Annotated in this window: 17 protein-coding genes; 15 read left to right on the plus strand and 2 right to left on the minus strand. The window is 58.8% G+C overall.

What is annotated here, in order from left to right; all coding sequences use genetic code 11:
• Positions 1–12 precede the first annotated feature (12 nt).
• On the minus strand, positions 13–486 hold the full coding sequence (locus MCACP_RS01295) for a type II toxin-antitoxin system VapC family toxin (protein ID WP_406677596.1): 474 nt from the start codon (positions 484–486) through the stop codon (positions 13–15).
• Positions 465–722 carry an AbrB/MazE/SpoVT family DNA-binding domain-containing protein gene (locus MCACP_RS01300; protein ID WP_406677597.1) on the minus strand — a complete coding sequence of 86 codons (258 nt, stop codon included), beginning with the start codon at positions 720–722 and terminating at the stop codon, positions 465–467. Before MCACP_RS01300 ends, MCACP_RS01295 begins: the two co-directional genes overlap by 22 nt.
• A 140-nt stretch (positions 723–862) precedes the next feature.
• On the opposite strand from MCACP_RS01300, the gene MCACP_RS01305 reads away from it, so the two are divergent.
• The 15 genes from MCACP_RS01305 (at position 863) to tpiA (ending at position 21,503) form a co-directional block, all read left to right on the plus strand.
• The gene (locus MCACP_RS01305; RefSeq protein ID WP_406677598.1) at positions 863–4,675 is read left to right on the plus strand and encodes a UvrD-helicase domain-containing protein; all 3,813 of its coding nucleotides are present in this window, start codon (positions 863–865) and stop codon (positions 4,673–4,675) included.
• Positions 4,676–5,004: 329 nt separating this feature from the next.
• Complete coding sequence (locus tag MCACP_RS01310; protein ID WP_406677599.1) at positions 5,005–5,679, plus strand: DUF1638 domain-containing protein; 675 nt, start codon at positions 5,005–5,007, stop codon at positions 5,677–5,679.
• Positions 5,680–5,915: 236 nt separating this feature from the next.
• The gene (gene uvrA / locus MCACP_RS01315; RefSeq protein WP_406677600.1) at positions 5,916–8,831 is read left to right on the plus strand and encodes an excinuclease ABC subunit UvrA; all 2,916 of its coding nucleotides are present in this window, start codon (positions 5,916–5,918) and stop codon (positions 8,829–8,831) included.
• 16 nt (positions 8,832–8,847) lie between these two features.
• Positions 8,848–10,689 (plus strand): excinuclease ABC subunit UvrC, encoded by a 1,842-nt coding sequence (gene uvrC / locus MCACP_RS01320; RefSeq protein ID WP_406677601.1) that lies wholly within the window; start codon positions 8,848–8,850, stop codon positions 10,687–10,689.
• Positions 10,661–11,473, plus strand: coding sequence for a Cof-type HAD-IIB family hydrolase (locus MCACP_RS01325; protein WP_406677602.1), 813 nt, complete (start codon positions 10,661–10,663; stop codon positions 11,471–11,473). Before uvrC ends, MCACP_RS01325 begins: the two co-directional genes overlap by 29 nt.
• Before the next feature lie 3 nt (positions 11,474–11,476).
• Positions 11,477–12,211, plus strand: a complete 735-nt coding sequence (locus MCACP_RS01330) for a PHP domain-containing protein (RefSeq protein ID WP_406677603.1) — start codon at positions 11,477–11,479, stop codon at positions 12,209–12,211.
• A 23-nt stretch (positions 12,212–12,234) separates the two neighbouring features.
• Entirely contained in the window at positions 12,235–13,134 is a 900-nt protein-coding gene (gene rapZ / locus MCACP_RS01335) for an RNase adapter RapZ (RefSeq protein WP_406677604.1), read from the plus strand.
• A gap of 8 nt (positions 13,135–13,142) precedes the next feature.
• Positions 13,143–14,483, plus strand: a complete 1,341-nt coding sequence (locus MCACP_RS01340) for a gluconeogenesis factor YvcK family protein (protein ID WP_406677605.1) — start codon at positions 13,143–13,145, stop codon at positions 14,481–14,483.
• A 76-nt stretch (positions 14,484–14,559) separates the two neighbouring features.
• Entirely contained in the window at positions 14,560–15,495 is a 936-nt protein-coding gene (gene whiA, locus MCACP_RS01345; RefSeq protein ID WP_406677606.1) for a DNA-binding protein WhiA, read from the plus strand.
• Positions 15,467–16,036, plus strand: coding sequence for an acyltransferase (locus MCACP_RS01350; protein WP_406677607.1), 570 nt, complete (start codon positions 15,467–15,469; stop codon positions 16,034–16,036). The genes whiA and MCACP_RS01350 overlap by 29 nt, the downstream gene beginning before the upstream one ends.
• A gap of 115 nt (positions 16,037–16,151) precedes the next feature.
• Positions 16,152–16,730 (plus strand): DUF1405 domain-containing protein, encoded by a 579-nt coding sequence (locus MCACP_RS01355; RefSeq protein WP_406677608.1) that lies wholly within the window; start codon positions 16,152–16,154, stop codon positions 16,728–16,730.
• A 74-nt stretch (positions 16,731–16,804) separates the two neighbouring features.
• The gene (rpoN, locus tag MCACP_RS01360) at positions 16,805–18,190 is read left to right on the plus strand and encodes an RNA polymerase factor sigma-54 (RefSeq protein WP_406677610.1); all 1,386 of its coding nucleotides are present in this window, start codon (positions 16,805–16,807) and stop codon (positions 18,188–18,190) included.
• A gap of 217 nt (positions 18,191–18,407) precedes the next feature.
• The gene (locus MCACP_RS01365) at positions 18,408–19,415 is read left to right on the plus strand and encodes an ArsJ-associated glyceraldehyde-3-phosphate dehydrogenase (protein ID WP_406677612.1); all 1,008 of its coding nucleotides are present in this window, start codon (positions 18,408–18,410) and stop codon (positions 19,413–19,415) included.
• Between the two features lie 135 nt (positions 19,416–19,550).
• A complete protein-coding gene (locus MCACP_RS01370) occupies positions 19,551–20,732 on the plus strand; it encodes a phosphoglycerate kinase (RefSeq protein WP_406677614.1) in 1,182 nt (393 codons plus the stop codon).
• An 18-nt stretch (positions 20,733–20,750) separates the two neighbouring features.
• Entirely contained in the window at positions 20,751–21,503 is a 753-nt protein-coding gene (gene tpiA / locus MCACP_RS01375; RefSeq protein ID WP_406677615.1) for a triose-phosphate isomerase, read from the plus strand.
• Positions 21,504–21,585: the final 82 nt, after the last annotated feature.

A 21,585-nucleotide genomic window follows, 5' to 3' on the forward strand; every position in this document is an offset into this window, starting at 1 on the left:
GACAAGGTTTTATCAACCCTCGACATAGAGGTCAAGTAGAATTACTTCCGGCATAGCTGCTACCGCTGTATTAATTTTAGACCAGGCATGATCATTACCGATAATTGCCCCACACCCGGCTGTTTTTGCTGTGGCAATAATAAGGGCGTCAGGAAGACGCAAGTTTGTTTTTGCCCTGATGGCTGCAGCCATTTGGCCAATCTGGCGCGAAATAGGGATTACCTTGAGACCTGGAAATTCGTGTAGGAATAGTTTTACCATAGTTAACGCTTCTTTATTATCTTCCTTTAGAGGCCCAACCAAGAGTTCTGTTTCAGTAATTACAGAAATGACAGCTTCTAAATTTTGTTGTTCAAAAAGACCGAATAAAGGATTTAAGATAGTGTCGTAAGGGCTAATACCCTGCAAAAAATAGATTATGGTATTTGTATCGAGGAGTAAGCGCTGGAAACCGGCAATCTTGTTTAAGAAGGCGTCTTTTCCCATGTTTCGCGTTCCTTCCTGACATAGACGTCTATCTCTTCTTTGGTTTGGCCGTAGATACCCTTTAATGATCCGGCTAGCAATTCAGTATAACTTTTAGTTTTGGGCCAAATGATAAGCTTATCCCCATGTACTTCCAACAATAATTTTTGTCCCGGCTGGATACCAAGCTTTTTATAAATGGCGGCGGGTATGGTTATTTGGCGCTTACTGGAAATTTTTATGATGGCTTGATCCATTTTATTTCCTCCAAATCATTTTCTTACTTACTATTATACGACCGGTAAGTGGTTTTGACAACAACTTACCCGATAAAAAGATTTTTTAATTCTGGCTGTCAGGTAGCGGGGAAAGGTGCTAAAATAATTATGGGTGATTAGTGTTGCAATTTATCGCCGATTTCCACGTCCACTCCCATTATTCCCGGGCCACCAGCAGGGATGCCACGCCGGAGAACTTTTACCGCTACGCTGTGTATAAAGGCGTGACCCTGGTGGGCAGCGGCGATTTTACCCATCCGGCCTGGCGGGAGGAACTGCGGGACAGGCTGGAGCCGGCTGAGGATGGCCTTTACCGCCTGAAGGAGGAATTCTGCCGGGCGGTAGAGGAAGATACCGCCGCCGGAATGCCGGAGGCTTGGTTTAAGGGTGGAGACCCGCTTCGAGGCATTTTTCGCGGCGGATCCAGTTACGTTCCCTCCGGCCTGGACGGGCGGCCCCTTGTGCGTTTCATCATAAGTGGAGAAATCAGCACCATTTATAAAAAAGACGGGCGCACCCGTAAAGTCCACCACCTCATCCTCCTGCCCGATCTTGAGGCAGCGGAAGCCCTCAGCCGCCGCCTGGAGGGGATCGGCAACCTCCATTCCGACGGCCGGCCCATCCTCGGCCTGGACAGCCGCAAGCTCCTGGAGATGACCCTGGAGGCCTGCCCGCAAGCCGTCTTTATCCCAGCCCACATCTGGACACCCCATTTCTCCCTCTTTGGCGCCAACTCGGGGTTTGATAGTATGGAAGAGTGCTTTGAGGACCTGGCCGGTTACATCTGCGCCGTGGAAACGGGCCTTTCTTCCGACCCGCCCATGAACTGGCGCCTTTCCGCTCTGGATCGCTTTACCCTTGTTTCCAATTCCGATGCCCATTCTCCTCGCCACCTGGCCAGGGAGGCCAACATCTTCAACACCGAGCTTTCCTACCCGGCCATCCGTCGAGCCCTGCAGGAACGGGAAGGGGCCGGTTTCCTGGGTACTCTGGAGTTTTTTCCCGAGGAAGGTAAATATCACTATGACGGCCACCGCGCCTGCAATATCTGCTGGCCGCCAGCCCGTACGCGGGCGGCAGGTGGAGTGTGTCCCGCCTGCGGCCGCAAGGTGACCGTCGGCGTGCTGCACCGGGTGGAGGAACTGGCCGACCGGGAAGAAGGGGTTCGCCCGGAGGGCGCCCGCCCATATGAGAGCCTGGTTCCCCTGCCGGAGGTGCTGGCGTCGGCCCTGGGTGTGGGTACCGCATCTAAAAAAGTCACCGCCCTTTACTTTGACCTGCTCCGCTGTCTGGGCCCGGAGCTGGTAGTGCTGCGGGAGGCCCCCCTGGAGGCCATTGCCCGGGTGGGTGGGGCTGCGGTGGCTGAAGCCATCCGGCGCATGCGCGCCGGTGAAGTGGAAACCCGGCCGGGTTTTGATGGCGAGTATGGTAAAATCATCCTGATCCGGCCGGAGGAGAGGAAGTACTTGGCAGGGCAGGCTACCCTGTTTGAGGAAGCCGGGGAGATTGCTGCCGCAGCAGCTAACAGTGGCTGCCGGGCTGGTAGAGCCGGGGAAAAGACCAAAGCCGGTAAGGAAGTAAAAAAGGAGAAGGCAGCGGCAAAGGGCAGCGATGCGGCAGCGCAGGTGAGGCGGCGGGTAGCCCCGGAGGAGTTAGCCGTGCCGGCATTGGGAGGGGTGACGCCATCTATAGCGGAGGATCCAAGCCAGACCGCAGACTCTGCCGGTGGGGAACCTGTTCCGGTTAAGGCGGTAACAGGCCCCGGGGTTCTCCTGGCCGGCCTCAATGAGGAACAGCGGCTGGCAGTCACCGCGGCAGGAGGCCAGGTTATTGTCCTGGCCGGACCGGGTACGGGTAAGACCAGCACCCTGGTCCACCGCCTGGCCTACTTAATAGGTGTGCGAGGCATTTCTCCCGCCCAGATTACGGCCGTCACCTTTACCAATAAAGCTGCCGCCGAAATCCGGCAGCGCGTGGTAGAACTGCTGGGGGAGGCCGCCGGGATTGAGGGTTTAACCATCGGTACCTTTCACAGCATCTGCCTGGATCTGCTGCGGTGCTGGCCAGGGCAGGACCGGGCAATGATCTTTGCCGGCCGGGAGCAGCTCACCGTCCTTGATGAAACCGACGCCAGGAGCATCCTGGCAGAAATCCTCCAGGAAAGGAGGTGGGGCAGCTCCCGGCAGGCTGCCAGGCTGCAGCGGCAGATTTCCCTTCTCAAAAGCCGTGGCCTGCTTCCCTCATCTACCGGGGTTCCGGAGGACCTGCGGCCCGTTTACAACGCCTACCAGGAGCGGCTGGCCGAATACGGTGTCCTCGACTACGATGATCTCCTGCTCCTGGCGGTGGATTTGCTGGAGAGATGGATGGCTTCCGGGGAGGACACCCTGGAGATTAAAAGGCTGCTGGCCCGTTTTACCTACCTCCTCGTTGACGAATTCCAGGACGTTAATCCGGTCCAGTACCGGCTGATCAGGCTCTGGAGCGGCGGCGGCAATCTCTTTGTCATCGGCGACCCCGATCAGGCCATCTACGGCTTTCGCGGGGCCAGCAACCGTTTTTTCCGGCAGCTCCAGGAGGACTTCCCGGCAGCGAGGGTTTTCCGGCTAACCCGCAATTATCGCTCCACGCCCACCATCCTCCGGGCGGCTGCGGCCGTAATCGCCCATAACTATAAGCATACCGGGGAACCCCTGCAGGCAGCCAGTGAGCTCTATACGCAAAATGTTCACGGCGATACCGCTTTGCCTGAAGCGCAGGGGCTGGTTGCTGCCAGGAAAGATGGCCCGCCTGTGCTGTACCTGGAAGTCCCCGGCGAGATGGCTGCGGGCATCGCCATTGTGAGGGAGATCGGCCGCCTGGTTGGCGGCACGACCATGCTCCAGGCCCACGGCCAGGGAGGCATGGCACCCGTGGAAGTCCCGGCGGGCAGGGAAGGGGAAGCCCTCGGTTTTGCCGATATAGCCGTCCTGGCCCGGACGGGGCGCCAGTTAGAGACCCTGGAAGAATGTTTCCTGAAGGAGGGGATACCCTACCGGGTGGTAGGCCGCGAAAGCTTCCTGGAAGACCGGCCGGTACGGGAGGCCCTGGCTTTTTGCTGGTGCCTGGTCAACCCGGAAGACGATTTCCATATCTATCGCTGCCTCAGCAGCGGCGCCTTCGGCCGGGATAAAAAAGGTATTGCCCTGGTCCGGGAGACGGCCAGGCAGATGCATTGCCCGGCCTGGCAGGCCATAGAAAGGCTCACGGCAGGCGAGGCGTCGCCAGGGGCGGCAGCCGGGAAGGGCTTGCGGGCCTTCAAGAATGCCGTGGAAACCTGGAGAACCATAATGCTTGCGGAACCTCCTGAGCGCCTCCTGGCCCGCTGGATTGAGGAGCACAACCTCCGGGGAACAGCCAGCATGAACCGCCTGCTGCGGGTGGCGGCGCGTTTTGACGACCTCCATGCCTTCCTGCGCGGTATCGTCCTGGCCGGGGAAGCAGACCATGAGCGCTGGGGCAGCAATGTTACCACCCCCGAAGCAGTTAGCCTGATGACCCTCCATGCCGCCAAGGGGCTCGAATTTCCCGTTGTCTTTATTGCCGGTGTAGAAGATGGGCTGCTGCCCCTCAAAGAACGCCCTGGCGTCGCTCCGGAGGGAGAAGACGTTCACGTGGACCCTTCTATGGTGATGAGCCCTGCCCAGGGAAGCGGGGAAAGTTTGGCCGAGGAACGCCGCCTGTTCTACGTCGGCCTGACAAGGGCGCGGGATATATTGATTCTGGTATCATCCCGCAACAGGACTATTGGTGGCAGAAAGGTACCTTCCCGCACCTCTCCTTTCCTGCTGGAAATACCTGCGGAGTGCCTGGAGAAAAAGGTTTGGAGAGGAAAGGTACGGGGGAAGCAGGATGATGACGAAGGGAAATATAAACAACTTAGCCTGTTTTAAATATGGGACTTTAAAACCAGCACTTTCAACGGAATTACCAGGTTAAGGAACGCATCCGGGTAGCGGCGCCGGGCGGCGGATATATCTGCAGCAGCGCCAACAGCCTGCCCAGCTACGCCAAGCTGGAAAACGCCCTGGCTATGCGCGATGCTATTAAGAAATATGGCAAGTATCCTATTGAGTTAGATTAGTATAAGTGTGAGCTCAAAGCGGGGGGCAATGCCCCCCGCTGAAGTTTAATCGTTTTCTCCGGTTGTTCAAGGGTTTCCGGGGTCGCTTTTTTATAGTAACATGTTTATAAGACTACCATAGGGGGAGGGAACATTTATTTGAAGCGACGCATAATTGCCTGCGAAGTTTTGCGCTATGAACTGGAAAGCCTGGGCGTGCAGCCGGTCGAAGCCATATTTTTAAAGCAGGGCCTGCACCGGACCCCGGATCGGCTGCGGGCTACCATCCAGGAAAATATTGATCAATTAGAAGCCGGGGGTTACCGCGGCAGGATTATCCTGGGCTACGGGCTTTGCGGCAATGGCATCGCCGGGCTAAAAACCAGGTACTGCGACCTGGTATTTCCTGGAGCCAATGACTGCATCGACCTCCTCCTGGGTTCCTGCCAGGCCCGCCAGGAAGATACTTTGAAAGGCTACACCTACTACTTCAGCCCCGGCTGGGTCGCCTTCAGTGAGAACGCTTATACTGAATACCAGCGCTGCCTATCCCTTTACGGAGAGGAAACGGCCCGCTGGGTTATAGGCGAGATACTCAAGGCCTATAAGCGGGTGACTTATATTGATACCGGGCTGCAGTCTGGCGAGGAAGATCGCCAGTTTGTCAGGTTATTTGCCACAACTTTTAATCTTATCCCGGATGAAATTAAAGGTAGCCTGGAATGGCTGGCTCGCCTTTTGCATGGCGAAGGCGACGAGGTAATTAAGCTTGCCCCTGGAACGGCAATTGCGGCTGACAAACTGGGACTGGCAGGGAATTTTCTGAGCCAGTGACAGGTTGAAAAGGCTGAGGCGGTAAGTAAATTGATTCCAAGACCGGCCGGGTAAATAGCCGGTCTTGATTTTATGTGTCCGGCCGGTGCCGTCCACTCAATAGCAGCATCCTAATTATTCCCCCAAGGTATGTCCTTACTGGCGTTTATGGTATAATACATGCGAGAAGCAGGATATTACTCCGGCAAGGTTGTACGCTGGCGATGCGCTTTAATAATTTCCCGAGGGGGTGTATTATGGCCACCGATAAAATTGTAATCCAGGGGGCGCGGGCCCACAATCTGAAGAATATCAACGTCACTATCCCCCGGGATAAACTTGTCGTCATTACCGGCCTGTCGGGATCGGGGAAGTCTTCCCTGGCCTTTGATACCATCTATGCCGAGGGGCAGCGCCGTTATGTCGAGTCCCTCTCTTCCTATGCCCGGCAGTTCTTAGGCCAGATGGACAAACCTGACGTCGACGTAATCGAGGGACTCTCCCCGGCCATTTCCATCGACCAGAAGACGGCCAGCCATAACCCCCGTTCCACGGTAGGTACGGTGACGGAGATCTACGACTACCTGCGGCTGCTCTTTGCCCACATCGGCCGCGCCCATTGCCCCCGGTGCGGCCGGCCCATTACGCCCCAGACGGTTTCCCAGATGGTGGACCGTCTCCTGGCTTACCCGGAAGGGACCCGTTTCCAGGTGATGGCCCCCATTGTCCGGGGCCGCAAAGGGGAGTACCGCAACGTCCTGGAGGAGATTCGCAAGCAGGGCTACGTGCGCGTCCGCGTGGATGGCGAGATCCGGGAAACGAGCGAGACGATTAACCTGGCTAAGAATAAAAAACATACCATAGAAGTAATCGTGGACCGCCTCCAGGTGCGTCCGGGGGTGGCCCCGCGCCTGGCCGAATCCCTGGAAACGGCCTTGAAGCTTGCCGATGGTATTGTCCTTATCGATATCGTCGGCCAGGAAGAGCTGCTTTTAAGCGAGAAATTTGCCTGCGTCGAGTGCGGCGTCAGCCTGCCGGAAATCACGCCGCGTCTCTTTTCTTTTAATAATCCTTACGGCGCCTGCCCGGCGTGTACCGGTTTGGGTGTAACCATGAAGGTCGATCCCGACCTGGTCATTCCCGATCGCAATCTGACTTTAAGGGAAGGGGCCATTGCGCCCTGGAGCCGCAGCAATAACGGCTACCAGCAGATACTGGAGTGCCTGGCCGAACACTACGGTTTCAGCCTGGATGTGCCCGTGCGGGAGCTCAAGCCGGAGCACCTGCAGGTCATCCTTTACGGCTCCGGGCAGGAGCGGATTAAATTTCGCTACACCAACCGTTTTGGCGACCGGCGCACTTACGAAGCTCCCTTTGAGGGGGTCATCCCCAATCTCGAGCGGCGCTACCAGGAAACCCAGTCGGAGTGGTCGCGGGCGGAGATTGAAAACTATATGAGCCAGCAGCCCTGCCCGGCCTGCAAAGGGGCGCGGCTGAAACCGGAAGCCCTGGCCGTCCGGGTGGGGGGGCTTAACATCTGCGAGGTCGCGGCCCTGAATGTCCGGGCGGCGGCCGGGTTTTTACGCAGGTTGAATTTAAGCGAACGCGAGGAGATAATCGCCCGCCAGATTTTAAAAGAAATCCTGGCGCGGCTGCAGTTCTTGCTGGATGTTGGTCTGGACTACCTGACCCTGGACCGGGCGGCGGCCACCCTTTCCGGAGGTGAAGCCCAGCGCATCCGCCTGGCCACCCAGATCGGGTCGCAGCTCATGGGGGTCCTGTACATCCTGGACGAGCCCAGCATCGGCCTGCACCAGCGGGACAACGCCCGCCTGATTGCCACCTTGAAGCGCTTGCGGGATCTAGGCAACACGGTCATCGTCGTCGAGCATGACGAGGATACCATGCGGGCCGCCGACTATATCATCGACATCGGTCCCGGGGCCGGCGAGCAGGGCGGCCGGGTGGTGGCGGCCGGTACCCCGGCAGAGGTAATGGCCAATCCCCGCTCCCTCACCGGCCAGTATTTGAGCGGCCGACGGCGTATCCCGGTGCCGGCAAAGCGGCGCCGGCCGGGCGACAAATGGTTGACCGTTAAAGGCGCGCGCGAGCATAACCTGAAAAATATCGACGTCAGCTTTCCCCTGGGCCTGTTTATCGGCGTAACGGGTGTTTCCGGCTCCGGTAAGAGCACGCTGGTCAATGAGATCCTCTACCGCGCTCTGGCCCAGCGCCTGAACGGTGCCCGGACCAATCCCGGGGCCTTTGCGGCCATTACCGGCACCGAGCACCTGGACAAGGTCATCGAGGTGGACCAGTCGCCCATCGGCCGGACGCCGCGGTCCAACCCCGCCACCTATACCGGTATCTTTGACGACATCCGCGCCCTTTTCGCGGCCACCCCGGAAGCCCGCGCCCGGGGCTACAAACCGGGGCGCTTTAGCTTTAATGTCAAGGGCGGCCGCTGCGAGGCCTGCGGCGGCGATGGTATTATTAAGATTGAGATGCATTTTCTGCCCGACGTTTATGTACCCTGTGAAGTCTGCCAGGGGAAGCGTTATAACCGGGAGACCCTGGCCATAAAATACAAGGGCAAATCCATAGCCGACGTTCTGGCCATGACCGTGGACGAGGCGGCGGAATTCTTTGCCGCCATTCCCCGCCTGCACCGGCGCCTCGCCACCCTCCAGGACGTGGGCCTAGGCTATATAACCCTGGGCCAGCCGGCCACCACCCTTTCCGGCGGGGAAGCCCAGCGGGTGAAGCTGGCGGCGGAACTGGCCCGGCGCAGCACCGGCCGGACCATGTACATCCTGGACGAGCCTACCACTGGTTTGCACATGGCCGACATCGAGCGACTGTTGAACGTCCTGCAGCGCCTGGTGGATGCCGGCAATACGGTGGTGGTTATCGAGCACAACCTGGATGTCATCAAGTCGGTGGACTATATCATCGACCTGGGCCCCGAGGGCGGCGAGGGCGGCGGCCGGGTGGTGGCCGCCGGCACGCCGGAAGAGGTCTGCCGGGTGGCGGAATCCTATACCGGCCAGTTCCTGGCCCCCATCCTGGAGCGGGATAAAGAGAGGCAGGCGGGCCGGGACCTGGAAGGAAGCCCGGAGCACCGGCCTCCGGGCGGGCATCAGGACCTGCCCCGGGTAGTAGGGCAAGAGTAGATGAGGAAGGGATACCATGGACCTGGAGGAGAAACTGGCGCGCTTGCCGGATCACCCCGGCGTCTACCTCATGCGCGACGCCAAAGGCGAGATCATTTATGTCGGCAAGGCCGCTTCCCTGAAAAACCGGGTGCGCTCCTATTTCCGCGGCCAGCACCCGCCGCGGACGCAGGTCTTAGTCAGCCATATTGCCGACTTTGAGTATATCCTGACGGATAACGAAGTCGAGGCCTTGATTCTAGAGTGCAACCTGATTAAAGAACACCGGCCGCGGTACAACGTCAGTTTAAAGGACGACAAAAGCTACCCTTATATCAAAATTACCACCCAGGAACAGTTTCCCCGGCTGCAGATCACGCGCTCCCTGGCCCGGGACGGTTCCCGCTACTTCGGCCCTTACACCAACGTGGGGGCTTTGCGGGAAACTTTAAAACTCCTGCGCGGCCTTTTCCCGGTACGCACCTGCCGGGAGACGCCCCTGCAACACCGCAGCCGGCCCTGCCTCAACGCCCATATTAACCGCTGCCTGGCTCCCTGCAGCGGTAAGGTCAGCCCGGAGGCCTACCGGGAAGCGGTAGACAATATTATCCTGTTCCTGGAAGGGAAGCATACCACCCTGGTAAAGGAATTAAAGGAAAAGATGGAAGCCGCCGCCGAACGGCTGGAATTTGAAAAGGCAGCCAGGTTGAGGGACCAGCTGCGGGCGGTGCAGGAGGTCTGTGCCCGCCAGAAAATTACTGACGCCGGCGGCGATGATGCCGATGCCGTAGCTTTCGCCAGGGAAGGGGAAGCGGCCCTGGGCCTCATCTTCTTCAGCCGGGGGGGTAAGGTTATCGGCCGCGACCATTTTTTCCTGACGGGGACAGAGGGCTTATCCCGGGGCGAAATTATGGCAGCCCTGCTGAAAGAATATTACAGCCGGGGGGTGGAAATTCCACCGCAAATCCTCCTCCATGACGAACCGGATGACGCCGCCACCATCGCCAGCTGGCTGGGCCGGCTGCGCGGCGGCCGGGTCGAGTTGAAGGTACCCAAAAGGGGCAGCAAGTTAAAGCTGCTGCAGCTGGTCCATGAAAATGCCGTCAGCCTCCTCCAGGAGCACCTTCTGGTCCGCCAGCGCCAGGAGGAGGGTGGCAGGGCGGCCCTGATGGAACTGCAACAGGCCCTTGGCCTGCCGCGGTTGCCGCGGCGCATGGAAGCCTATGATATTTCCAACTTCCAGGGGAGCAGCGCGGTGGGGGCCATGGCTGTCTTTGTGGACGGCCGGCCGTTGACGTCGGCCTACCGCCGCTTCCAGATCAAGACGGTCAAAGGCCCCAATGATTTTGCCTCCCTCCAGGAGGTTTTAAGCCGGCGTTTCCGCCGCGCCGCCGGGCAGGACCCGCGTTTTGCCGAGTTGCCGGATTTCGTCCTGATTGATGGTGGCCTGGGCCAGCTTCACGCCGCCCGGGAGGTGATGGCGGCCATGGGTGTGGCGGCCATTCCCACCTTTGCCCTGGCCAAGGAGGAGGAACTGCTGTTCCGGGAGGGCAGCCCCGAACCGGTACGCCTGCCCCGGGATAGCCGCGCCCTGCAGCTCTTGCAGCACCTGCGGGATGAGGTGCACCGCTTTGCCATTACCTACCACCGCCAGAAACGGGAAAAAGGCGCTTACCGCTCGGTGCTGGATGACATTCCCGGCGTAGGTCCCAAACGCAAAAAAGCTCTGCTGCGCCATTTCGGGTCTGTTGCCAGGATAAGCCAGGCAACTTTAGAAGAACTGCTGGCCGTAGAGGGGATGAACCGGGCAGTAGCGGCCCGCATCCTGGAAGGCCTGGGGAGGAAAAATAATGGGGAGCATCCGGCTGGTAGCCCTTGACCTGGACGGGACGCTGTTAACCGACGATTTGGTTATTGAGCCACGGGCTAAAGAAGCCATAAAGAGAGTCCGGGAAAAGGGCATAACTGTAACCCTGGCTACGGGGCGCATGTTCAGCTCGGCCAGGCCCTACGCCGTGGAGCTGGGGCTGGATTTACCGCTTATTGTTTACCATGGCGCCCAGGTGCGCCACTCAGGGACGGGGGCAATCCTTTTTGAGCGCACCATTCCTTTGGACCTGGCCAGGTGTTTAATCACGCACATTCGCCAGTTTGGTTATGCCTATAACGTTTACCTGGATGACCGGCTCTATGTAGAAAAGGTTCAGGCCGAGAACGAAGAATATGCCTGGCGGGCCGGGGTGGATTTACACCGGGTGGAGGACATGCTAACCTTTCTCCAGGAGGAGAAAAGACGGCCCTTGAAGATCGTCGCCCTCCGCGACGGCCCGGAACTGGATCCCCTGGAAGCAGCCATCCGCCGGGAGGTGGGGGAGGGGGTCTACCTCACCCGGTCACTGCCCCATTACCTGGAAATGCTCAACCCCGAGGTCAATAAGGCACGGGGGCTCCAGGCCCTGGCGGACCGGGAAGGTATCCGGCCGGAAGAGATCATGGTTTTTGGTGACAGCTACAACGATCTCCAGATGTTCCGCTATGCCGGCCTGGCGGTGGCCATGGCCAACGCCCCGGCGGAAGTCCGGGCGGCCGCCGATTATGTCACCGGCAGCAACAATGACGGCGGTGTGGCCAGGGCTCTGGAGAAATTTATCCTGGGAGGTTGACCTTTGCTCCAGTCATTCCGGGCTGATTACCATGTGCATACCCGGCGCAGCGACGGCCGGGCCAGCGCCAGGGCTATGGTGGCGGCGGCCCGCCGGGCCGGGCTGGAAGAAGTCGCCCTGACCGACCACGGTCCCCGCAATATCGGCGTGGGCGTCAATGCCGCCGGCGTATTCCTATACCTGAAAAGGAAAGTGGCAGCCTGGGATTCCCCGGGCATCCGGGTGCTGGTGGGGGCCGAGGCCAATATTGTCGGTTTAAACGGGGAAATCGATATCCCGGCCGCCGTTTACCGGCAGCTGGATCTCTTGCTGGTGGGGCTCCATCCCTATGTCCTCCCCCGGGACTGGCCGGCGGCCCGTGACCTGGTGCTGGCCAACCAGCTCCAGGGACGCAGCCGCCGCTGGCGGGAAAGGGCCGTGGAGGCCAACACGCGAGCTTTGATGGCGGCCCTGGAAAAGCACCCCGTCTTTTGCCTTACCCACCCGGGCTTGGGAATGCCGGTGGATATCGAGCCCCTGGCCATGGCCTGTGCCCGCACGGGGACCCTGTGGGAGGTAAATACCGGCCACCTCTACCAGCGGCCGCAAGAGCTGGCCCGGGCCGCCCGTTATGGGGTGAAATTTGTCGTCAACAGCGACGCCCACCAGCCCGCCACTGTGGGCCGCCTGGAAGAGGGGTGGCAGCTCCTGCGCGCCGCCGGGGTACCGCCGGAGCAAGTAATGAACTTGCGTCATTGATGCTTTTAAGGGAGGGGAGATTAGTGACGGCAAGCAACTATCCTCGTCTCGTCATTGTGACCGGCCTTTCCGGCGCCGGCAAGACTCAGGCCGTGCGTTGCCTGGAAGACCTGGGCTTTTTCTGCGTTGACAACCTGCCCCCCTCCCTGATACCAGGGCTGGTTGATCTCCTGGGGCAACCTGCCAAAGAAGGGGAAGGGATAAAGAAGGTAGCCCTGGTTATGGACATCCGCGGCGGCCAGTTTTTTGACGGCCTGGAGGAAGCCCTGGCCTACCTGGACGGCCGGGGTATCCCCTACGAGATCCTTTTTCTGGAGGCAGCCGATGAAATCCTGGTGCGGCGCTATAAAGAAACCCGGCGCCGTCACCCTCTCTCCAGCGGCGGCCAGATTTTAGAAGGCATTATTGCCGAACGGCGGCGTCTGGAAGAGCTGCGGGGCCGGGCCAGCAAGATCATTGATACTTCCGAACTCACGCCGCGCCAGCTTAAAGAGCAGGTAAGCGAATTTTTCGGCGACAGCCGGCGGCAGCTGCTGATTAACATTGTTTCCTTCGGCTATAAATACGGCATCCCCCTCGATGCCGATCTGGTTATGGATGTGCGCTTTTTGCCCAATCCTTTTTATAACCCCGCCTTACGCCCCTTTACCGGTCATGACCGCTGCGTGGCCGAGTATGTCATGTCCACTCCGGAAGCCCGGCAGTTTATCGAACAATTTGCCGCCCTTCTGCGCTTCCTGATCCCCCATTACCAGCAGGAAGGCAAGTCCCACCTGGTCATTGCCATTGGCTGTACCGGGGGCCAGCACCGCTCGGTGACCCTGGCCAACAGACTGGGAGAAATACTCCGGGGCGATAATTACGACGTAGTAGTCAAGCACCGCGACGTAGTACGTTATCTGAGCAGCGGCGGCAGGAGGTAGGCAGGCGGGTGGAGGGTTTGAAGTGGCTTTACCCCGGTTTAAAGATTAAACGCTGGCTGCTGCTGGCTGCCGTGGGCATGTTTTTGCTGGTTTCGGGGTTGACAGTTATCCTGGGGGTTACTTTATTAGCCTCGGCGGAAAGGGGCGTTACCTGGTTTATCCTCCATACCCTGGGAGCCCTGGGTTCACCTTTACTGGGTGGGGTGGTGGTCGCCGGCCTGGGCGTGGCCCTTATGGTTCTGGGGGTCCAGCGCCTGGCCGGCTCGGTTTTTAAGGTCCTGTTGCCCGGCAATACCGGTAATCCCTGGCAGCTTTTTTACCGGCGCCAGTACCTGGCCAGGGGGCCGCATATAGTAGCTATCGGCGGGGGAACGGGTCTGGCCGTCCTCCTGCGGGGGCTGAAAAAATACACCCGGAATCTTACGGCCATTGTAACGGTGGCCGACGACGGCGGCAGTTCCGGCCGCCTGCGCCAGGAGTTAAAAATCCCGCCGCCGGGGGATATTCGCAACTGCCTGGTGGCCCTGGCCGATACCGAAAGCCTCATGGAAGAACTGTTCAGTTACCGCTTTCATCAGGGCGAGGGCCTGGCCGGTCACAGCCTGGGTAATCTCCTGCTGGCGGCCATGACGGATATGGCCGGCGATTTTGACCGGGCCATCCAGGAACTGGCCCGGGTGCTGGCCGTTGGCGGCCGGGTTATTCCCTCCACTACCAGCCATGTCGTCCTGGGGGCGGAAATGGCCGACGGTACCATCATTCTGGGGGAAAGCAATATCCCCCGGGCCGGCAAGCAGATTAAAAGGGTGTTTTTACAGCCGGCCACCTGCCGGCCGCCGGCCGCCGCCCTGGAAGCCATAGCCAGGGCCGATGCTATTATTATCGGCCCCGGGAGCCTCTATACCAGCGTCCTGCCCAATTTACTGGTGCGCGGTTTGACGGAGGCCCTGCGCCAGGCCCGGGCACCGGTGTTTTATGTTTGCAATATCATGACCCAGCCGGGAGAAACTGACGGTTATACAGTTGCCGATCACCTGCAGGCTATTATTGATCACTGCGGCCCGGGGCTGGTGGATGTAGTTATTGCCCATCGCGGCCCTATTTCCCGCGGTGCCCTGCGGCGTTACGGTGAAAAGGGGGCGCGCCCGGTCCCGATCAATGGACAGGCGGTGGCCAGGATGGGCGTTGAGCTGCGTACGGGCTGGCTGGTGGACGAGACCCATTTGGTCCGGCACCACCCTGAACGCCTGGCCGCCCTGATTATGGAAGAGTTTTACCGTCACCATTCCCGGCGCCGGCAACGTTTTGGTTATCTGATCCGGGAGAAGTTTCGTAACCTGGGCGTTTAAGCAGTGCCTTACGCTCACCGCCACCTTTTCCCTTCCCGGTTCTCATTGCTAACCTCGCAATTACGGAGTGGGGTTTATGGCCATATCTTTCTCCTATGAAACTAAAGAAGAACTGGCCCGGGTGAAAAAACGGCGGTCCTGCTGTGCCGAGGCCGAATTGGTCGCCATTTTACGCCTGGGTAAACCGGCCCCTTTACCAGGAGAGGAAGGAATCCTGCTGGCAACCACCCATGCGGCCATTGCCAGGAGGGTTTACTCCCTGGCCAGGGCGGTGCTGGGCCTGCCGGTCCAGGTAAATACCGAGCGCCGGAGTGGTAAAGGCCGGCCGGTTTTTAAGGTGATAACTCCGGCCGGCAGGGAAGCGTTAAAGGCCTGGCTGGCCGCCAGGAACGAAGTGCCGGCGCACCAGTGTTGCCGGGCTGCTTACCTCCGCGGTACCTTCCTGGTAGCCGGCTCCGTCAATAAACCGTCGGCAACCCATCACCTGGAATTTCTCCTCGAAGGGGACGAGGAAGCCGCCCGCCTCCAGGACATTATGCAGCAGCTGGAGCTCCAGCCCCGTCTCAGCCGCCGCCAGCGCGGGCTGGTCCTTTACCTCAAAGACAGCCAGCAAATTGTCCGGGCTTTAAGCCTGATGGGGGCTCATAGTGCCGTCCTGGCTTATGAGAACGTCCTCATCTTTAAAGAGATGCGCAACCGGGTCAATCGCCTGGTAAACTGCGAGACGGCCAACTTGAGCAAGACCGTAGAGACAGGCTTACGCCAGGCGGAAAATATTCGCTACCTGGTGGCGACTCTGGGTTGGGAGGGATTACCTGCCGGCCTGCAGGAGATAGCTGCTTTGCGTCTCCAGCACCCGGAGGCAAGTTTAAAGGAGCTGGGGGAAATGCTGGTGCCGCCGGTAGGGAAGTCAGGGGTCAACCACCGTCTGCGCCGCCTGGAATACTTGACCAGGCAGGTGCGGGCCCGGAGGGGGGGGACAGATGCGGCGAACGACCACCTGCCCTGTTAGCGGGCACAATGCCATGGCCTCCTGGCGTCTGGTTGCCCCTTTATGGCGCGTGGCCTGGAATTTTTTTTGGATTGAACTCAGCCGTTTTTTACCCTTTTTACGCCTGAAAAACTGGCTTTTACGCCACCTGGTGGGGATGGATGTAGCGCCGACGGCTGCCATAGGTTTGATGGCCATGCCCGATATCTTAAGGCCGGATCTCATCCATATCGGCCCCGAGAGTATTATTGGCTATAATGTTACTATTCTGACCCATGAATTTTTACCCCGCGCCTACCGCCTGGGGGCAGTCGAAATTGGTGCCTGGGTTCTTATTGGCGCCAATGCCACCATCTTACCGGGGGTGCGCATTGGCGACGGAGCTATTGTCGGTGCCGGAGCGGTAGTTACCCGGGATGTCCCGGCAGGGACCATGGTCGGCGGCGTCCCGGCGCGGGTGATAGGCAGGTTGGATGGTGATACCCGGGCATCTCGCCCGGGGCCGCCTCTTTCTCTGGAACAAGATCCTCATGCCGCTAACGCGGTACCATCAGAAGAATGAAAATAACGGGCTGGCATTTGTTTGGAGCGAGCAAAAACAATGCCAGCCTGGAGCGAAGTTATTTTCAGGGTAGAAACTGCTCCCTGGAAGGAGATGACCGGTGGGGAGGAAGACAATGGGAAATAACTGGTTAAAACAACTACTCTGGGAAGCGCCCTACCAGAACTGGTTTCTGGTCACCCTGGCGGTTATCAATCTCCTGGGGTCCATTTATGGTTACTACTGGTACCGGGAGCAGCTGGCCAGCACTCCTTTAATATGGTGGCCCTTTACCCCCGACAGTCCCCTGGCGACAACCCTTTTCGGTCTGGCCCTTATCATGGCTTGCTATCGCCGGGAAAGCGGCTTGCTGCGGGTGGTGGCAGCTGCGGCAGTGATTAAATACGGGCTGTGGGCGGTAGTAATAATCAGTGACTACTGGCTGTCGGGGGCACCGGTGACGGTGGTAGAGGCCGGCCTGTGGCTCTCCCACCTGGGTATGATGGTTGAAGGCTTCCTCTTCCTGCGGCACTGGTCGGTATCTTCCCGGCAGCTGGCCCTGGTGGTTCTGTGGCTGGGGATAAATGATTTCGTTGATTATGGCCTGGGGATGCACCCGTACCTTTTCAGCCCCGGCCAGGAAAGCCTGGCCCTGGTAACGGCCATTACCCTCAGCCTGGCTTTAAGCTTTTACCTGGCCCGGGCATTAAATTAGACTCGGGGGCAGGAAAAATAGCCGTAAAGGACGAATAGTATAAATTAAAAATATTTGCCGGGAGGAGGAGAGCGGTGCGCGAACGCCTGGGACTTAACCTGGAACAGACGCAAAAGCTAATCATGACACCGGAACTGCGCCAGGCCATTGTTGTCCTGCAGCTCTCCACCCTGGAGCTGGCTGAATACGTCCAGCAGGAACTACAGGAAAACCCGTTACTGGAATTAAGGGATGAAGAAGAAGTTGCTGCAACCGATGAATTGATAGATGACCCGGAATCCTTTGAGATTGACTGGCAGGAATATTTCCAGGACGGCAGCGACCTGGGTTATGTCAGCGTTCCCCGGGAGGAACGTCCGGAATGGAATTACCAGAACCTCCTGACCGGCCAGCCTACCCTGCAGGATCATCTTCTGCTCCAGTTAAAAATAGCGGCCACCTCAACCAGCGAGCTGGAGATTGGCACCTTTCTGATCGGCAATTTGGACGCTAACGGTTATCTGAAGATTAGCCTCAAGGAAGCAGCGGCCTGTTTAAAGGTTTCCCCTGCGGCCGTCTGGCGGGTACTGCAGTTAATCCAGCGTTTTGACCCACCGGGGGTAGGAGCCAGGAATCTTACGGAGTGTCTCCTGCTCCAGCTGCGCCAGCGGAAAGACGCTCCGCCGGCAGCAGAAAAAATTATCCGGTATTTTTTAACCGATGTCGCCGGAGGACGGCTGAAGCGGATTGCCCGGCGCCTGAACTTGAGTCTCCCGGAAGTCCAGGCGGTGGTAGATTATATCCGTACCCTGGACCCCAAGCCCGGCCGCTCCTTTGGCGGCGGCCAGGAGAACCGCTATATTGTACCCGATGTAATCATTGAGCGGGTCGGCGGGGATTACGTGGTCCTGGTCAATGACCTGGCCATGCCGCGGCTGGGCATCAACCCTTTTTACCAGGCCTTAATGCGTCATGATGGAAGCTGCGACCAGGCAACCCGGCGTTTTATAGAAAGCAAGCTCAATGCCGCGGCCTGGCTTATTCGCAGCCTGGAACAGCGCCGGCTGACCCTTTACCGGGTGGTCAACTGCCTGGTACAGGAGCAGCGGGAATTCCTGGATAAAGGTTTAAAATACCTGAAACCTCTGACCATGCGCCAGGTAGCCGCCTCCTTAGGCATCCATGAATCGACCGTCAGCCGGGCGACGGCCAATAAGTATGTCCAGACGCCATGGGGAGTCTTTGAATTAAAATTTTTCTTTGCCAGTGGTGTAGCAAAAAAAGGCGGCGCTGCCGCCGCCGAAAGTATCAAAAAAATAATCGCTGAAGCTATCAGCAAGGAGGATGCCACCAACCCCCTTACGGACTTGCAACTGCAGGAACTGCTCCTGCAGCAGGGGATCAAAATTTCCCGGCGGACGGTAGCCAAGTACCGCGACGAGCAGGGTATCCCCCCAGCAGCCAAAAGAAAACGTTATTAACTTTCAGGGGGCAGGTGTCCCCTGAAACATTAATTGTCTCTATTTTCAGAGGAGGATTTTAGCGATTTGTGTTGAATAGTGACTAAAGTTACAAGCCGTGTTATAATCATAAATTCTCCTTACCTATGGTATAATAACGTTGGTTTAGCTGGACAAGGATTGATTGCTCCTGAGGAGCCATTCTTGCCATAAATACTAGAAGGAGGAATAATACATAATGGCAGTAAAGGTAGGTATTAACGGCTTCGGGCGTATCGGCCGCCTGGTGTTTCGGGCTTCCCTGGAGAAACCCGAACTGGAAGTTGTAGCCATCAATGACATCACCGACGTCCAGACCAATGCCCACCTGTTGAAGTATGATTCAGTCCATGGTCGCCTCAATGCCTCCGTTGAGGCCCGGGAAGACAGCATTGTTGTCAACGGCCGCTCCATTAAGGTCACAGCCGAACGGGATCCGGCCAAACTCCCCTGGAAGGAACTGGGTGTAGACATTGTCATTGAATCTACCGGTGTCTTCACCGATGCTACCAAAGCGGCGGCTCACCGCCAGGCAGGAGCCAAAAAGGTCATTATCACCGCCCCGGCCAAAAACGAAGATATCACCATCGTCATGGGCGTCAACAATGACAAGTACGATCCTGCCCGGCACCACATTGTTTCCAATGCCTCCTGCACCACCAACTGCCTGGCTCCTGTGGCCAAGGTTCTCCATGAAAATTTCACCATCCTGCGGGGCCTGATGACTACCGCCCACTCCTATACCAACGACCAGCGCATCCTCGACCTGACCCATAAAGACCTGCGGCGGGCCCGGGCCGGCGCCCTTTCCATCATTCCTACCACCACCGGCGCTGCCAAGGCCATCGGCCTGGTCTTGCCGGAATTGAAAGGTAAGCTGAACGGCCTGGCCATGCGGGTGCCGACCCCCAACGTTTCCGTCGTGGACCTGGTAGTGGACCTGGAAAAACCGGCTACGGTAGAGAGCATCAATGCCGCCCTGAAGGCTGCCGCCGAGGGTCCCCTGCAGGGCATCCTGGGTTACTGCGAAGAACCCCTGGTTTCCCGCGACTTCAACGGCGATCCGCGTTCCTCCATTGTCGATGCCCTGTCCACCATGGTTATCGATGGCACCCTGGCCAAGGTGGTGGCCTGGTACGACAATGAATGGGCCTACTCCAAACGGGTCGTCGACCTGGCGGCCTTTATGGCTGCTAAAGGGCTGTAAAGGGACGGTCGCCGCAAGGCGGCCGTTTCGCATGCCGGGGCAATTAGGGTAGCATAATGAAAGAAGTAGGAGGGCACAATCCCCTCGCGTCAATGCCAGCCTGGAACAAAGTTATTTCCGGAGGAGGTTTGACTGGTGGCCAAGTTAACCCTCAAAGACCTGGAGCTTCATAATAAACGCGTCCTGGTACGGGTCGACTTCAACGTTCCCCTGGAGGCAGGCCGGGTAACGGATAATACCCGCATCCGGGCGGCCCTGCCGACCATCCAGTACCTTATTGACCACGGCGCCCGGGTAATCCTTATGTCCCACCTGGGGCGCCCCAAGGGCAAAGTCAAGGAAGAGCTGCGCCTGGACCCGGTGGCTAGAGAACTGGAAGGCCTCCTCGGCCGACCGGTACATAAAGTCAACGATTGTATTGGCCCTGAAGTTGAGGCCGCGGTAGCGGCTCTAAAACCCGGCGAGGTTCTCCTGCTGGAAAACCTGCGCTTTTACCCGGAAGAAGAGAAAAACGACCCTGAATTTGCCAGGAAGCTGGCCTCCCTGGCCGACCTTTACGTCAACGACGCCTTCGGCGCCGCCCACCGCGCCCATGCTTCCACCGAAGGCGTGGCCCACTACCTGCCGGCGGCGGCCGGGTTCCTGCTGCAGAAGGAAATCGAAACGCTGGGCAAGGCTCTGGCCGACCCGGAACGGCCCTTTGTGGCCATTATCGGCGGGGCCAAGGTATCCGACAAGATCAGCGTTATCCGTAACCTCCTTACCAAAGTGGATACCCTGATTATCGGCGGCGGCATGGCCAATACCTTCCTGCGGGCGAAAGGTTATGCCATGGGCAAGTCCCTGGTGGAAGAAGATCAGGTCCCCCTGGCGCAAGAGCTTATGGCCACGGCAGAGCAGCAGGGGGTGAAGATGCTGCTGCCCCGGGATCTGGTGGTGGCCCAGGATTTCAAGGCCGATGCTCCTCACCAGGTAGTGGCTGCCAGCGCTGTCCCCGACGGCTGGATGGCCCTGGACATCGGCCCCGAAACGGCGCGGGAATACGCCGCTGCTTTGACCGGTGCCCGCACCGTCGTCTGGAACGGGCCCATGGGCGTCTTTGAAATGGAGCCCTTTGCTCACGGTACCGAGGCTGTGGCCCGGGCAGTGGCGGCCGTGGACGGCATGACCATCGTCGGCGGCGGGGACTCGGTGGCTGCGGTAGAAAAGGTAGGCGTGGCGGCAAAAATAGGACACATTTCCACCGGCGGCGGCGCCTCCCTGGAATTCCTGGAAGGCAAGGCCCTTCCCGGGGTAGTGGCCCTAACGGAAAAATAGGGTGAGGGAGTGATTAGCTTGCGCCGACCGATTATTGCCGGCAACTGGAAGATGCACAATACGACTGAAAAGGCCAGGGAGCTGGTTACCCTGCTAAGGCCCCTGGTAGGAGCCACCGACGTGGAAGTGGTCGTCTGCCCGCCCTTCACGGCCATAGCGGCAACAGTCAATGCTGCCGCCGGTTCCAATATCTCTGTCGGTGCCCAGGACCTTTTCTGGGAAGACGAGGGTGCTTATACCGGGGAAGTATCCGCCCCTATGCTGAAAGACCTCGGCTGCCGTTATGTTATTATCGGCCATTCCGAACGCCGCCAGTACTTTGGCGAGACTGATGCCACCGTCAATAAAAAGCTCCATGCCGCCCTGCGCCACGGGCTGGTCCCCATCGTCTGCGTCGGCGAAACCCTGGCTGAAAGGGAAGCCGGTAAGACTCTGGACGTGGTCCGCCGTCAGGTCCAGGAGGGTTTAAAGGAGCTGGCGGCGGAACAAGTGGCAACCCTGGTGGTGGCCTATGAACCCGTTTGGGCCATTGGCACCGGCCGGACGGCTACCGCAGCCGACGCCCAGGAGGTCATCGCCTTTATCCGGGAGACTTTAAGCGCCATGTATGGCGAAAAGGCGCAGGCCACCCGCATCCAGTACGGCGGCAGCGTCAAGCCGGAAAATATTGCCGAACTCATGGCCCAGCCGGATATTGACGGTGCCCTGGTAGGGGGCGCCAGCCTTGATGCTATATCCTTTGCGGCCATAGTCAACTACAAGGAACACTAGCCGGTAGAGGGGGGACCGGGCGGTGCCAGCAGCGCCGCTTATCCCGTATCTCCCCAATAAAAGCAGGGAACAGGAGAAGCTA

This window comes from Neomoorella carbonis, from assembly GCF_045278715.1.
Classification (GTDB): Bacteria; Bacillota; DSM-521; order Neomoorellales; family Neomoorellaceae; genus Neomoorella; species Neomoorella carbonis.

What these genes read in the sequence shown, in the direction of transcription:
- MCACP_RS01295 (WP_406677596.1), bottom strand. Translation starts at nt 486, where the DNA reads ATGGGAAAAGACGCCTTCTTAAACAAGATTGCCGGTTTCCAGCGCTTA.
- MCACP_RS01300 (WP_406677597.1), bottom strand. Translation starts at nt 722, where the DNA reads ATGGATCAAGCCATCATAAAAATTTCCAGTAAGCGCCAAATAACCATA.
- uvrA (WP_406677600.1), top strand. Translation starts at nt 5,916, where the DNA reads ATGGCCACCGATAAAATTGTAATCCAGGGGGCGCGGGCCCACAATCTG.
- uvrC (WP_406677601.1), top strand. Translation starts at nt 8,848, where the DNA reads ATGGACCTGGAGGAGAAACTGGCGCGCTTGCCGGATCACCCCGGCGTC.
- MCACP_RS01325 (WP_406677602.1), top strand. Translation starts at nt 10,661, where the DNA reads ATGGGGAGCATCCGGCTGGTAGCCCTTGACCTGGACGGGACGCTGTTA.
- whiA (WP_406677606.1), top strand. Translation starts at nt 14,560, where the DNA reads ATGGCCATATCTTTCTCCTATGAAACTAAAGAAGAACTGGCCCGGGTG.
- MCACP_RS01350 (WP_406677607.1), top strand. Translation starts at nt 15,467, where the DNA reads ATGCGGCGAACGACCACCTGCCCTGTTAGCGGGCACAATGCCATGGCC.
- MCACP_RS01355 (WP_406677608.1), top strand. Translation starts at nt 16,152, where the DNA reads ATGGGAAATAACTGGTTAAAACAACTACTCTGGGAAGCGCCCTACCAG.
- MCACP_RS01365 (WP_406677612.1), top strand. Translation starts at nt 18,408, where the DNA reads ATGGCAGTAAAGGTAGGTATTAACGGCTTCGGGCGTATCGGCCGCCTG.